The sequence below is a fragment of the Olleya sp. 1-3 genome, from assembly GCF_002836085.1.
Classification (GTDB): domain Bacteria; phylum Bacteroidota; class Bacteroidia; order Flavobacteriales; family Flavobacteriaceae; genus Olleya; species Olleya namhaensis.
The window spans coordinates 141,389-155,911 of record NZ_PJBW01000007.1 but is presented as its reverse complement, the minus strand read 5'-3'; the positions used below and the strand labels follow the sequence as shown (position 1 = coordinate 155,911).

Genomic DNA, 14,523 nt, shown 5'->3' with positions numbered 1-14,523 from the left:
ATAAGGTATTGCTAATGCATTAGTCCCTGAATCTGCTTCCGCTTGTGTTAAATAATAACTTACTGCGTATGCAGGGTTACCACCACTTATTTCGTTGTTTTTAAGGCTTAAATCAATTGAAGTTAAACCATCAGGCGTACCATTATCACAAACAATTAAAGGGGTTGGAGTTACTGCTACAGGTTCTGGATAAACCGTTACTGCAACATTAGTCGTTGTAGGACAAGCTCCACTAGTTGAATAATCAATACTATAAGTTGTATTAGAAATACCTCCAGTAATTAATCCGGTAGCCGCGTCTAAAACAACAGTATCTCCTGCTACTGGTGGTGAATTAAAAGTAAAAGCACCTCCTGTTAATCCTGTAATAGTCGCTATTGCACCATCACAAGTAGGAGTATATGTAAATGAAGAGTCATCTGCCGAAAGTACATTCAGCACCTGAGTGCTAGTCCCTGTACAAGCACCAGCTGTGGTATACTCTATAGTATAACTTGCTCCTGGTGTTGCAGAAGTTACCGTTCCGGTATTCACATCTATAACAGCTGAATCTGAAACCGCAGGGTTAAATGAATAAGTCCCGCCAGATGTAACTACAGAGTCCACTGTACCTCCATTACAATCCGCTAACACAGTAAATCCTGGATCATCTTGATTTAAAACCGTTACATTTTGGAAACTATCATCTGGACAAGGTCCTGACGTCGTGTACTGAACAGTATAAGTTGTTCCAGAAACACCTGAAGTAACCTCTCCAGTTGCTACATCTATAACTGCACCATCAGAAACTGATGGATTAAAAGCAAATACACCTCCAGTGTCTCCAATTATATTCATTGTTGCTCCATCACAATTTTCAATAACAGAGAATGTTGCATCTTCCGAAGCAAAAACGGTTACATCTTGAGTACTACTTTCCGGACAACTTCCTCCTGTAGTATATTCAACAGTATATGTTGTACCCGATGTACCGGCAGTAATTGTTCCGGTAGCTGCATCAATAACAGCTCCATCTGTAGGTATTGGATTGAAAGTAAATGTACCACCTGGAGTAACTACTGTATCTACAGTACCTCCATCACATGTTGGTAACATTGTAAATGAGGCATCGTCAGTAGTCTGAACAAGTAAAACTTGATCTGTAGAAGACGGACATACGCCTGCTGTCGTGTATTGTATTGTATAACTAACACCACTAAGTCCATTAGTAACTTCTCCTGTAGCTGCATTTATTGTTGCACCATCTCCTAAATCAGGATTTAGAGTAAATGTTCCACCTGTTGTGGCAACAGTACCAATAGTTCCACCGGAACAATTTGGCGTTACTGTAAAAGAGGAATCATCATTTGCAGTTACAATTAGGTCAAAAACAGGTGTTGGAGACGCAATATAACATGCAGCATCACCAGCCACTTGAACTCTAACATAAATAGGTTGTGGATTTACGGTATTGGTATAATCACTAACTAAAGCAGTACTTGCTATTCCCGCGTCTGCATCTGCAAAACTTAAATAATAAGTAACAATAAAGTTAGCAGAAGATTGTGTCCCTAAAATAAATGGATTTTGACTTTCTAAATCAAAAGGTGCAAATCCATCATTTGATGGATCATCACAAGTAACCATGTCTGGCGCAGGATTAATTGTTGGTTGAGTCGTTATATTTAAAGTAAATGTTTCCGTTTCAAAACAACCTGATGTTAAATATTCTATTCTAACATAAATAGATTGAGGCACTCCTAACACAGCAGTAGAACTATAACTATTTGGTGTTGCAATCGCTCCTGTACCACTTGTTGCATCCGCTAGACTTTCGTAATAAGTGATGTTTAAATCACCAGCTATAGCAGATGAAGCAGTCATAACAGCATCGTTTTGAGTCAAATCAAAAACAAATGGTGCAGCACCTGGATTACATAAAAACAAATCATTTGGTAAATCATTATCTATTTCTGGTAAAACATCGATACAAACAACTTCAGTATATTCACATCCAAAATCATCCGTAGTTCTATAAGTATAACAGTGTGTACCCGCTGTTGCTGGCTGTACCGTTATATCATTACCTGTAGTAGCAGTAATTGAAGAATCTGCATCCCATCCTTCTGTCACCGTTGTTGGTGTAAAAGATAATTCTGGCGGTTGTAATGCCGGATCAAACTCAATACTCCAAGAAAAGATATACCCATTATCAATAGCTTGATTATCTACCACTCTAATAGCCCAATCTCCATTTAATGGACTACCTAACAAAGCATTAAAACTTTCTACAGGCAAATAAGTTCCTGGTGCATAAGAATTACCTGCTGGGTTTGTACCTGCTGTAACAATTGGGGCATTAGCCAATATAACTGCACCTGAACTTGAAAAACAGTAATCAGCACCTATACCTGGTGTATTAGACCCATCATCATTAGCTCCTCCAAAGTAAGTTCCTCCACCTGCTCGAGCAAATAGTCTTACTTCAAGTCCTGTTGGACCTGTGATGAAAATATCTAGATCTCCAGAAAAAGAATGCTCCATGTTAATACAAATAGATACTAGTTGATTTACATCTGTGAGTGTTTGTGCAGAATCATAACAATCCACTGTAATAGCTGTTTCGTAAGATGCTCCGCTACCATCAGGTAAAAATGTTGTACCACTTACTGGTGGTGTACAGTCATTAATAAATTCCACTGGATTTACAATACCATTTAAAGTTGTAGAGTCTCCAAAACAAATAACACTATCCACTGCGTCAGTTCCTGTAAAATCAGGAGTTGTACCAACTTGTATTACTTGATTAATTAGATTAGTATTATTACATCCGTCAGGGTCCGAACTAGTATTAGTATCAGTAACATTTAAATTAACAATATACACACCTGGCGTACTATAAGAAAACGTAGCAGATTGTCCAGCAATAAAATTACCATCACCTAAATCCCACTCGTAACTAGCCCCAGTACCATCTACTGAAAATGTTGCGCTTCCGTCTAAAGTAATAGGCTCATCAGGACAGACTCTAATATAACCATCGCCATTTGGGGCTGGTGTTGCTGTATCAATCTGAGAAACTATTGTTTGACAAGGTTCAAAACAAGAAATGGTTGCTGCCCAACCCGATGCGTTTGGTGCCCCATCAGAGATAAACTGAATCGTTAAGCACCCTGAAACGTTATCTTGAGTCGCACTTACAAAACCTGGACTAGCTCCTCCTCCTCCTCCTGAGAAGGTTCCAAATACTGGAGCTGAAATATCGTCTCCATTAAAAATAGTCATGACATCCGTATTTAAACCCGTGCTAAAAGCGGTAAAATCTAACTGCACAAGATTACCAGGAGAATCTGGACAAATAGTTAAAATAAAACTTTCGTTATCACCATAATTAGCTGATGGCCCTCCCGAATCGTAAAATACACCACCACATTGATTAACGGTAGCGGTTTGCATTAATACATCTTGAGAGAAAGCGATAAATGAATTTAATAATATAAGAGCTACTAAAAACTTTTTCATTGGTATATGTTTATGATATAATAGTCAGTGTAATCTAACTAATAAATTATTTTCTAAAGGTTTGCGATTTGATAATTATGAAGTACTCAGTATTATCAATTCTATATATGCTAGAACCTACTCCAAAAAACTGAAGGTTATATTTTAACACATTAAAAGTTGAAGCATCATAAGATGCATCAGCTACAAGGTTTTTATTATAATTATTAAAAAGACCAACCTCACTTAGCAACTTATACTTTGCAGTATTACCAACTAAACTTGTTATTTTCTCAATAGATACTCTATTTCTAAGTAAATGCTTAAAATCTTTAATACGCTGAGGGTAGCTTAACACATACGTTTGTAGCTTATCTTGATACACTTCTTTAAGCATAGCCATCTCTGATGATGTTAAAGGTGCCTCAACATTTTTGTTGTATTTAACTAATTGTGTTTTTGCTTTTTTTTTAGTTTGTGCCTCACTTTGTTGAGAAAACAACAATAAGCCAAATAATAGGGTATAGAAAACTCTAAGTCTCATGGTTTTTTTAGGATAAAATTAGATTCGAAAATTAAGAAAATTTTAATAAACAATATGTTAATACAGTTATCTAATTAACTTTTTTTTTACACTTATACATATAACAAGTACATTTAACAAAACCCTACCCTCAATCAAATTTATTTATTGTTTATCTTTGCAAACTATTTTAAACACCATTTTACAGACTTTATTTAAATGAAGATTGAAAACAATATAGACGACAACGATGCTATTGGCGAAAACCATATTGGCACAAATCACGATACTCCATTAAGAGCCGATGCTTTTGACTTATCAGATGCTGATAAAATTGAAAGCATAAAAAAAGACGTCACTAAAATATTAGAGACTTTAGGTTTAGACTTAACTGACGATAGCTTAAAAGGTACACCTAACCGTGTTGCGAAAATGTTTGTTAACGAGATTTTTGGAGGGTTACACCCAGATAAAAAACCAAAAGCATCGACTTTTGATAACAAATATCAATACGGAGAAATGCTAGTAGAAAAAAACATAACCGTTTACTCTACTTGCGAGCATCATTTACTTCCAATAGTAGGACGCGCACATGTTGCTTACATCTCTAACGGAACTGTAGTTGGACTTTCTAAAATGAATCGTATTGTAGATTACTACGCAAAACGCCCACAAGTACAAGAGCGTTTAACAATACAAATTGTAAAAGAATTACAAAAAGCTTTAGGTACGGATGATGTTGCTTGTGTTATAGATGCAAAACATTTATGTGTAAACTCTAGAGGAATTAGAGATATTGAAAGCAGCACAGTAACTTCAGAATTTGGAGGGCAATTTAAAAAGAAATCTACTAGACACGAATTCTTAGAATATATTAAACTAGAGACAAAATTTTAGTAAACAGCAATGGAACTTTACAAACATCAAAATATAAAAATATACAACTCTTTATCAGGAGAAAAAGACAACTTTAAATCTATTAACGAGGGTTATATTGGCATGTATGTTTGTGGACCAACCGTTTACAGTAACGTCCATTTAGGAAACGTTAGAACCTTTATGTCCTTTGATGTGATCTTTAGATATCTTAAACATCTTGGATACAAAGTCCGCTATGTTAGAAATATCACCGATGCCGGACATTTAGAAAATGATGCGGATGCTGGCGAAGATAAAATTACTAAAAAGGCAAGGTTAGAAGAGATTGAACCTATGGAAGTTGTACAACGTTACACAGTAGATTTTCATAACATATTAAATACATTTAATTTTTTACCACCAAGTATAGAGCCTACTGCAACCGGTCATATTATTGAGCAGATAGAGTTAATTAAAACCATTATTGACAATGGTTTTGGTTACGAGGTTAATGGCTCTGTATATTTTGATGTACATAAATATAACGAAACTAACAATTACGGCATTTTAAGCAAACGTAAGTTAGAAGATTTAATACATAACACTAGAGCACTAGACGGGCAATCGGACAAGAAAAATCCACAAGATTTTGCCCTTTGGAAAAAAGCCGAACCTACGCACATCATGCGTTGGCCATCTCCTTGGAGTGACGGTTTTCCTGGATGGCATTTAGAATGTACTGCTATGAGTACTAAATATCTTGGGGATCATTTTGATATCCATGGTGGCGGAATGGACTTAAAATTCCCGCATCACGAGTGCGAAATCGCTCAAAATCAAGCAGCACTAGGAAAATCTCCAGTAAACTATTGGATGCACGCCAACATGCTAGAGCTTAACGGACAACGCATGTCTAAATCTACGGGTAATACTGTAAATCCTGACGAGTTATTATCCGGTAATAATGCCTTTTTTAGTAAAGCCTATACACCAAGTGTTATTAGATTTTTTGTAGCACAATCATCATACCGTAGCATTTTAGACCTTACTGATGACGGGTTATTAGCCAGCGAAAAAGGGTACAATCGTTTGATGGAAGGCGTAAGCCAACTAGACCATTTAAAAACATCAAAAACATCTACATTAAACATTGAAGCTTGGAAGCAAAAATGTTATGATGCCATGAATGATGATTTTAACACACCAATTGCAATTGCAAACTTATTTGAAGGAGTTAAATACATCAATCAAATAAAAGAAGGAACTGAGACAATTTCAGCGCAAGATTTAGAAACTTTTAAAGCAACAATAAATGCTTTTGTATTTGATATTTTAGGATTAAAAAATGACAAAGCAGCAGCCGGAACTGGAACAGATAAATTAGCAGGAGCCGTACAACTATTAATCAAATTACGTCAAGAAGCTAGGATCAATAAAGACTTTGCTTTATCCGATCAAATCAGAGACGAGCTAGCGGAAGCAGGAATACAACTTAACGATGGTAGAGAAGGCACAACCTTTTCTACAAACTAAATAAATTACCCAAGTCCTTTCTTCAAGAAAGGACTTTTTTATTATGAAAAAAATAATAATCGCACCATTCCTCTTTTTAATTAAGGTTTATCAAAACCTCATCTCTCCATTTACACCCGCAACTTGCAGATACCAACCTACCTGCTCAAGTTACACCAAAGAAGCCTTACAAAAACACGGATTACTTAAAGGATTAAAATTAAGCATTAAACGCATTTTTAGCTGTCATCCATGGGGCGGTAGCGGTTACGACCCAGTACCCTAATTATTTGGGCGTTTTAACAGGATGTCCGTTATATCTTTTTTAAGAAAAATAAAAAAGGATGCCACTTCCATCCCTAACGCCTCTGCGACAAGATTTAGTAATATCATTAAATTATTGCTAAACCTTTGCAAAGTAATTCTGATAAATACAGCATAAATACTATATTTACAACTCCAAAAAACAAACTATGTACATACTTAAATTTGATTGGAATCCTTTAACAGGAATCGACATAATAGGTAATTTTAAAATACACTTTTATAGCTTAATGTGGATAGCAGCATTTGTTATCGGGCACGCCATAATGAAACGTATTTTTAAACGCGAAAAAATAAATCTAGAATTTTTAGATCCTTTATTTATATACACCGTTTTAGCAACCATGCTTGGTGCACGTTTAGGACATGTTATATTTTATCAACCTGAATTATTTACTCAAGACTTTTTTAGTGTCTTTTTACCGTTTAAATTTAAAGGTGGATTTGAGTTTCAAGGCTTTCAAGGATTAGCAAGTCACGGAGCAGCAATAGGTATTATTGTCGGGATGTACTTGTACCGCAAAAAATACAACTACAAATCTTTAATGTGGATTTTAGACCGTATTGTTATACCTGTAGCTTCTGGAGCTATTTTTATAAGATTAGGTAATTTTATAAACTCAGAGATTATTGGAAAAGTAACCAACTCTGATTTAGGCGTTAGATTTGTACAAAACTTTTATAATAAATATGAAATTGTACAAAAAACAGGTATTGAAGACGTTAAAAAAGCCTATGCTTCTATAACTGATAATCCAAATATGGTCGAGCTATTAAACGCTGTACCTTATAGACATGCTGCACAATTATATGAGTCGTTTTGCTATATTTTTGTATTCTTAATTTTATGGTTTGTTTATACTAAAACAACCAAAAAAGATCAAACTGGATTTTTATTCGGGTTCTTTTTAATACTACTTTGGAGTGTTAGATTTTTTGTCGAATATGTTAAAGAACCACAAGGAGACGAATTTATTAATTGGTTTGGACTTAACACTGGACAATGGTTAAGTATTCCTTTTATTTTAATTGGTCTTTATTTTATGTTTATTTACAAACCAAAAACTGATATCAAATAATGAAACTATTTTTAAAACCTTATACTCTTATTTTAATTGTGCTTATCGCGTTTAGCTTTACATCTTGCAAAGAAGACAAAGCAATTACACCTGTTAAAATAGAATTTAAAAAAGAAGGAGAACTAACCCTTTTTAAAGGCACTACAGACACAATAATTAAAGTCTTCAATATTGAGGTAGCAAAAACGGATTACGAGATACAAACCGGTTTAATGTACCGTGACAGCATGAAGGATAACCAAGGGATGTTATTTGTGTTTCCAGAAGTAAGACAACGTTCTTTTTACATGAAAAACACACGTATGCCTTTAGATTTAATCTTCTTTGACCACAACAAACGTATTGTTAGTTTTCAAGAAAACGCAAAACCAATGGACGAAAGCGGTTTACCGTCTAACACGCCAGCACAATTTGTTTTAGAACTTAACGCAGGAATGGCGCAAAAGCTATTACTTGATGTTGGTGATAAAATGGACTATTTTGAATACATCTTAGAAAAGTAAAATTTTTATTTAAATTATATAAAAAGCCTAATTGTTACTATTACAATTAGGCTTTTTTTTGTGTTCTTAAATTTGCTTTATCTATACCTTGCACTAAATTTAACACCCATTAAACAAGACCATATTACTATAAAACAATAACACTTTTAGTATTTGAGGTTATAACTAACAGACTAAACGCTAACATTCGTTTAGTAAAAGTTTTATATTACGTCTGAGTTCGCGTTAAGGATTGATGTGGAAATCCTTTTTGTGAGGCACGAGCAAAAAGATTGTAACGGAAAGCCTGACGCACTTTTGCAACTAAAAGCAAAAGTGGGTAACGCCCTAAAAAATCATATGGATTGATTTAAAAAGATTGCTTAACTCTACTCGCAATGACGCAAAACAAAAAAGCCTTTCTAAATTAATAGAAAGGCTTTTTTATACTGTTTAGTTTATGACTACTTCACTACTGTTTCGTCAACTACTACTTCTTTCTTTTTTAATGCGTCTGCTGCATTTCCTTTTTTAACAAAGTCAAACATGATTGGCGTTGCTATAAATAAAGATGAGTAAGTACCTACTACTACACCAATAATTAAGGCAAACATAAATCCTCTAATTGAGTCTCCTCCAAAAATAAAGATTGCTAATAATACTACTAAAGTAGTTAAAGATGTATTTAACGTACGACTTAATGTACTACTTAATGAGGTATCAATTACTTTATCAAATGCCCACTCTGTATGCTCGTTAAAAAATTCACGAATTCTATCAAATACTACTACCGTATCATTTAATGAGTATCCAATTACTGTAAGGATTGCTGCTATAAATGCTTGGTCGATTTCCATTGAGAATGGCATAAACTTGTATGTTAAAGAGAATACCCCTAATACGATGATAACATCATGGAATACTGCTGCTACTGCACCAAGTGAGAATTGCCATCTCTTGAAACGAAATAAGATATATAAGAACACTACAACTAAAGATCCTAAGACTGCCCAGAAAGACGCTTGCTTAATATCATCTGCAATTGATGGACTTACTTTATATTGATCCATAATACCTACTTGCTTATTAGCTTTAGATAGGTCTTTAAAATCTTGGAAAGAAACACCTGTTAAATAAGGTTGTAATGCATCAAACATTTTAACTCTTACTTCTTCGTCAATTTCGTTAGCTGTTTCGTTAATTTTATATTTAGTAGATATTTTTAAGTTATTCTCGTCACCAACAGTTTTTACTGTAGCACTTCCAAAAACATCTTGAGAAGCTAAAATACCTTCTATTTCTGCTGCACTTACTGGCTCTGCAAATCTAACCTGCGTTGTACGTCCTCCAACAAAATCAATACCTTGATCTAAACCATTCATGAATAAAGATCCTAAACTTATAACTAATGCTACTGCAGAAATCATGTAAGCAACTTTACGTTTTTTAAGAAACTCTATATTAATGTTTCTAAATAAGTTTTTAGTTAAACCTGTTGAGAAGTCTAATTTTCCACCTTTGTCTGCATACCAGTCTACTAATAATCTAGTAATAAAAATTGCAGTAAATAATGATGTACCAATACCTATTAATAAAGTAGTTGCAAATCCTTTAATTGGACCCGTACCAAATATAAATAAGATTAATGCTGTTAAACCTGTTGTAATGTTGGCATCTAAAATTGAAGATAATGCATTACTAAATCCATCTTGGATGGCAGCTTTTTGATCTTTACCTTTGGACAACTCTTCCCTGATACGTTCAAAGATAAGTACGTTTGCATCCACAGACATACCAATTGTTAATACAATACCTGCAATACCAGGTAACGTTAATACTGCTCCAATACCTGATAATACACCAAAGATTAATAAGATGTTAAATAACATTGCGATGTCTGCAAATAAACCTGCTTTACCGTAGTAAAATGCCATCCATATTAAAACTAATGCTAATGCAATACCAAAAGACATTGTACCACTATCAATAGCTTCTTGACCTAAAGATGGTCCTACTACACTACTTTGAATAATCTGCGCACGAGCTGGTAACTTACCTGCACGTAATACGTTTGCTAAATCGGTAGCTTCGCTTAATTTAAAGCTTCCAGATATTTCTGTACTTCCTCCTGCAATTGGTCCAGAGTTTGAAGTTGGTGCAGAGTATACTGTTTTATCTAAAACAACAGCAATTTGACTTTGCGTTTTAAAAGCATCACCCGTCATTTGCTCCCAGATTTTTGCTCCTTTACTGTTCATTTGCATACTAACTACAACCCTATTACCTTGGTCATAAGATTGACGTGCATCTGTAACTACAGCTCCATTTAATGGTGGCTCGTTATCTCTGTTACCTTTTAATACATATAGGTCTATTAACTCACTATCTTCAGATGGCTTACCAAATAAGAATTTAGTGTACCTTAAGTCTGCTGGTAGTAACCCTCTAACTTCTGGCATTGCTAAGTAGCTAGCTACTTTTTCTCTATCTGCAATATTAAATTGTGCTAAAGTTGCACCAAAACCAGGTCCTGCAATTAGGTCTAATAATGGGTTAACTTCATTAATAGTTTCGTCTTGTTCTCCTGTAAGAGCAGCAATTGCTTTTTCCTCTTCAGTCATTTCTTTTTCTTCTGCGTCTGCAGTAGCGTCCGTCTTAGTAGTAGCGTTTAATTTAGTTTTTAATAAATCGTTTGCAGATAATAAAAACTGGCTAAATTGCTCTCCTTTTAGACCTTCCCAGAACTCTAACTGTGCTGTTTGAGTAATTAACTCTGTAGCACGTGCTACATCTTTAACACCTGGTAATTCTAATAATACACGTCCAGTGTTACCTAAACGTTGGATGTTTGGAGACGTTACACCAAACTCATCAATACGCTTACGTAATACTTCAAAAGCAGAAACGATTGACTCGTCAACCTTTGTTTCTAAAACTGCTTGCGCATCACTATTAGACATATTTAAGTCAATTTCTCCAACTAAAGATCTGTTAGCAAAGATATCTGGAGATGCTAATTTTTTATCTCCGTCAATATCTTCAAATGCTGTAAAGAAATCTTCTAAGTAGGTGTTTTGACTATCTTTTTGGATTTCGTCTGCATCGTCTAATGCTTTTCTGAATGTAGGATCCTTACTATCGTTTGATAATCCTACTAATAAATCTCTAACTGAGATTTGTAATATTGCTTCTAAACCACCTTTAAGGTCAAGACCTAACTTCATTGAGTTTTGCTTAACGTCCTCATAAGTGTTACCTAAGAAAACGCTTTCTTTTGAAGCTGCTAACGTATCTAAATACTTAGCCGCATACTCGCTTACTAGGTTGTTACGGTCTGTTGCTGAGGCGTCAATCTTACTTTCGGCCACTTGTGCTGCACTGTTTTCAATCGCATTATTTTTAAATGTGAAAGACAGTTGGTAAATACTTACCAACCCAAACAATACTGCAAATAATTTTACTAATCCTTTATTTTGCATGGTTTTGTTTATTTAGTCAATTTTTTTGATCGCGCAAATATATGGTATGCACGTAAATTTGACAATTATTTTTAATGGTTTAAAATGAATTGTTTATGACTCCAATAACGCGATGTTTTGAAGTCTATAAGGTAATATGATGTTATTGAAAAATATTAAGCAGTTGGTCCCGCTCTGCCTTCTGGTATATTGAAGGTCCCTTTATCTATACTAATAGAGATATTAGTATTTACTTTTTTACCAACCACAATAGGTTGATTTAATTGTATAATGTTTTCTGATATGGCAGAAAAAGATACCGTAACCTGAGAGGCTCTAGTATATTCTTGTTTTGCTTCGACAAAATATTTACCATCAAAACCTACACCGGACTGGGTTGTAGTTTTAATTTCAAAAACATCAAAGTTGTAATTCTGGCTTTGTGGATTATCAGACGGTTTATCTTGTCCAACAAGTTTGATTAACTTCTCTTTTAGTAAAATAGCTTTTACACTAGCAACAGAGGCATCACTATAATACGTGATTTTTAGTGTTCCGTTTTGCTCAATAACTGATGTGTTTTTTACACCAATACTTTTAAGTTGGCGTTTTACAACAGCAATAGTAGTTTCTGTTTGAGAAATAGTGGTTTGGTTATCAGTAAATTGAAATACAATTTGCTGATTAGGTACAGTCATTTCTTGTTGACAAACAACAAAAAATGCAAGTGCAGTGATTACAATACCAAAGTACCATTTAGACTTCATGCCTCAAATATAGAAAATAAGGTGATAGTACTATAGTTTTTAAGCAATTAAATAAGGTTATAACGCAAAAAAAGAGCAGCTATTACGCTGCTCTTTCTTGTATTTGTTTTAAAAGGACTTATTACATTCCTTCCATTTTCTCATATCCTTCTGGAGGTGTCATATCAAACTTATCATCTGATACAGATTCTTTATTAACTCCAGTAACTTCATAAGTCATTTTCATTTGCATTCCTGACTGATTAACATTAATGGTCATTAATAATGGAAACCCTTTAAAGTCCTCTCCAAACTCAACTGTTTGTTGGTTTGAAGCTTCAATAGCTTCAGTAGTATAAATATCCATAGTCATAGTAACCCCTTGTTGGTCCATAGCTACATTATATTCATTACAAGTGTATCCTAAAATAGTTTTAGTCCCTTCTCCTTTTGTAATAGTAATTCCTGATGTATCAGGATTAGCTTCAATTTCTGTCTCTGAGTACTTCTTACCCATCATTGGGTTATTAAGTAACGTTAACATCTTTTTAGCTTGTGTATCAATTATTGAAACAGACTCACCAGACATTGGGTTATTAGTTTCAGATCTTGTTTTATCCCCTTTAAAATATGTTTTAATAGCGATATCTCCAATCATTTCGAATTGAGCCTTCATTTGCTCATTATCACTAGACATAGTCATTTTAGAATCGATTACACCTTCGGTCAATTTTTCTTGAGCAACCATAGATAAACTAAAAGTCGCTACTAATAAGAATACTAATTTTTTCATTTTGTAAAATTTGTTATGATTAATTACGGTTATGTTGTTTGCCTCATTAATGACAAATACCTTGCCACAACAATTTTACAACAATAAATAGAAAGCTACAATATTTGCTTTTTATTTAAATACTAATTTCTTAGAACGTAAAAGTAGGATTTATATCTCAAACTTAAAACAGAAAATAAAAAGTAATAGTTCAAATGCATATTATTTTGCATTTGGATTATTAAATAATACTACTTTAAACTAAAAAAAGACTGCCTTTACAGACAGTCTTTTAATTTATATAAATATTAGATACTTATTATAGCTCTAATAATGCGTTAGTTTTTTTAACACCTTCTGCAGACTCAGCTAATTTTGCTTTTTCAGCATCACTTAAGCTAATCTCTACAATTTTCTCAATTCCTTTTGCACCTAATACACAAGGTACACCAATTGATAAATCACTTAAACCAAACTCACCACTTAATAAAGCAGAACATGGGAAGATTTTTTTAGTATCACAAGCAATTGCTTGAACCATTGCAGATACTGCTGCTCCTGGCGCATACCATGCAGATGTACCTAATAAACCTGTAAGTGTTGCACCACCTACTTTAGTATCTTGTACTACTTGCTCCATTCTTTCTTCTGATAAAAACTCAGAAACTTTTACACTATTTCTAGCTGCTTTATTAATTAATGGCACCATTCCTTTATCAGAGTGTCCACCAATTACCATTCCGTCAACATCGCTAATAGGTGCTCCTAAAGCTTCTGCTAATCTGTATTTGAAACGTGCAGAGTCTAAAGCTCCACCCATACCAATAATTCTTTCTTTTGGTAATCCTGTTGTTTTATGCACTAAATAAGTCATAGTATCCATTGGGTTACTTACAACTATAATAATAGTGTTTGGAGAATTTTTGATTAAGTTAGAAGACACTGTTTTTACAATTCCTGCATTAATACCAATTAACTCTTCACGAGTCATTCCTGGTTTTCTTGGAATACCTGAAGTAATCACACAAACATCACTTCCTGCTGTTTTAGTATAATCGTTAGTTACTCCTGTAATTTTTGTATCAAAACCGTTTAATGATGCAGTTTGCATTAAATCCATTGCTTTACCTTCAGCAAAACCTTCTTTAATATCTAATAAAACTACTTCTGATGCAAAGTCTTTAATTGCAATATATTCTGCACAACTTGCTCCTACTGCTCCTGCTCCAACTACTGTTACTTTCATATCTTATTTACTATTTAAAATTAATTGTGTATGTTTTTTACTT

General features: G+C 34.0%; 11 protein-coding genes. 5 read left to right on the top strand and 6 right to left on the bottom strand.

Annotation, left to right across the window (positions count from 1 at the left end; translation table 11 throughout):
* Positions 1 to 3,501, bottom strand: a 3,501-nt coding sequence (locus CXF54_RS15880) for a PKD domain-containing protein (RefSeq protein WP_232782605.1), incomplete at its 3' end; no start/stop codon positions are given.
* Between the two features lie 46 nt (positions 3,502 to 3,547).
* The gene (locus CXF54_RS09960) at positions 3,548 to 4,024 is read right to left on the bottom strand and encodes a hypothetical protein (protein WP_101203414.1); all 477 of its coding nucleotides are present in this window, start codon (positions 4,022 to 4,024) and stop codon (positions 3,548 to 3,550) included.
* A 198-nt stretch (positions 4,025 to 4,222) separates the two neighbouring features.
* Between CXF54_RS09960 and folE the strand changes: the two genes are divergently transcribed.
* From folE to CXF54_RS09935, 5 genes are all read left to right on the top strand, one after another.
* Positions 4,223 to 4,900: a GTP cyclohydrolase I FolE gene (gene folE / locus CXF54_RS09955; RefSeq protein ID WP_090841173.1), complete on the top strand. Its 678-nt coding sequence runs from the start codon at positions 4,223 to 4,225 to the stop codon at positions 4,898 to 4,900.
* A gap of 9 nt (positions 4,901 to 4,909) precedes the next feature.
* Positions 4,910 to 6,394 carry a cysteine--tRNA ligase gene (cysS, locus tag CXF54_RS09950; protein WP_101203413.1) on the top strand — a complete coding sequence of 495 codons (1,485 nt, stop codon included), beginning with the start codon at positions 4,910 to 4,912 and terminating at the stop codon, positions 6,392 to 6,394.
* A 43-nt stretch (positions 6,395 to 6,437) separates the two neighbouring features.
* On the top strand, positions 6,438 to 6,659 hold the full coding sequence (yidD, locus tag CXF54_RS09945) for a membrane protein insertion efficiency factor YidD (RefSeq protein WP_090841177.1): 222 nt from the start codon (positions 6,438 to 6,440) through the stop codon (positions 6,657 to 6,659).
* Between the two features lie 187 nt (positions 6,660 to 6,846).
* Positions 6,847 to 7,776: a prolipoprotein diacylglyceryl transferase gene (gene lgt, locus CXF54_RS09940; protein ID WP_101203412.1), complete on the top strand. Its 930-nt coding sequence runs from the start codon at positions 6,847 to 6,849 to the stop codon at positions 7,774 to 7,776.
* On the top strand, positions 7,776 to 8,279 hold the full coding sequence (locus CXF54_RS09935; RefSeq protein ID WP_090841182.1) for a DUF192 domain-containing protein: 504 nt from the start codon (positions 7,776 to 7,778) through the stop codon (positions 8,277 to 8,279). The genes lgt and CXF54_RS09935 overlap by 1 nt, the downstream gene beginning before the upstream one ends.
* Positions 8,280 to 8,722: 443 nt before the next feature.
* On the opposite strand, the gene secDF is transcribed toward CXF54_RS09935, so the two are convergent.
* The 4 genes from secDF to CXF54_RS09915 form a co-directional block, all read right to left on the bottom strand.
* Positions 8,723 to 11,737, bottom strand: coding sequence for a protein translocase subunit SecDF (secDF, locus tag CXF54_RS09930; RefSeq protein ID WP_101203411.1), 3,015 nt, complete (start codon positions 11,735 to 11,737; stop codon positions 8,723 to 8,725).
* Positions 11,738 to 11,892: 155 nt separating this feature from the next.
* Entirely contained in the window at positions 11,893 to 12,483 is a 591-nt protein-coding gene (locus tag CXF54_RS09925; RefSeq protein ID WP_101203410.1) for a hypothetical protein, read from the bottom strand.
* A gap of 121 nt (positions 12,484 to 12,604) precedes the next feature.
* Positions 12,605 to 13,255: a DUF4412 domain-containing protein gene (locus CXF54_RS09920; protein ID WP_090841190.1), complete on the bottom strand. Its 651-nt coding sequence runs from the start codon at positions 13,253 to 13,255 to the stop codon at positions 12,605 to 12,607.
* A gap of 298 nt (positions 13,256 to 13,553) precedes the next feature.
* Positions 13,554 to 14,480 carry a malate dehydrogenase gene (locus tag CXF54_RS09915; RefSeq protein ID WP_090841192.1) on the bottom strand — a complete coding sequence of 309 codons (927 nt, stop codon included), beginning with the start codon at positions 14,478 to 14,480 and terminating at the stop codon, positions 13,554 to 13,556.
* Positions 14,481 to 14,523 lie beyond the last annotated feature (43 nt).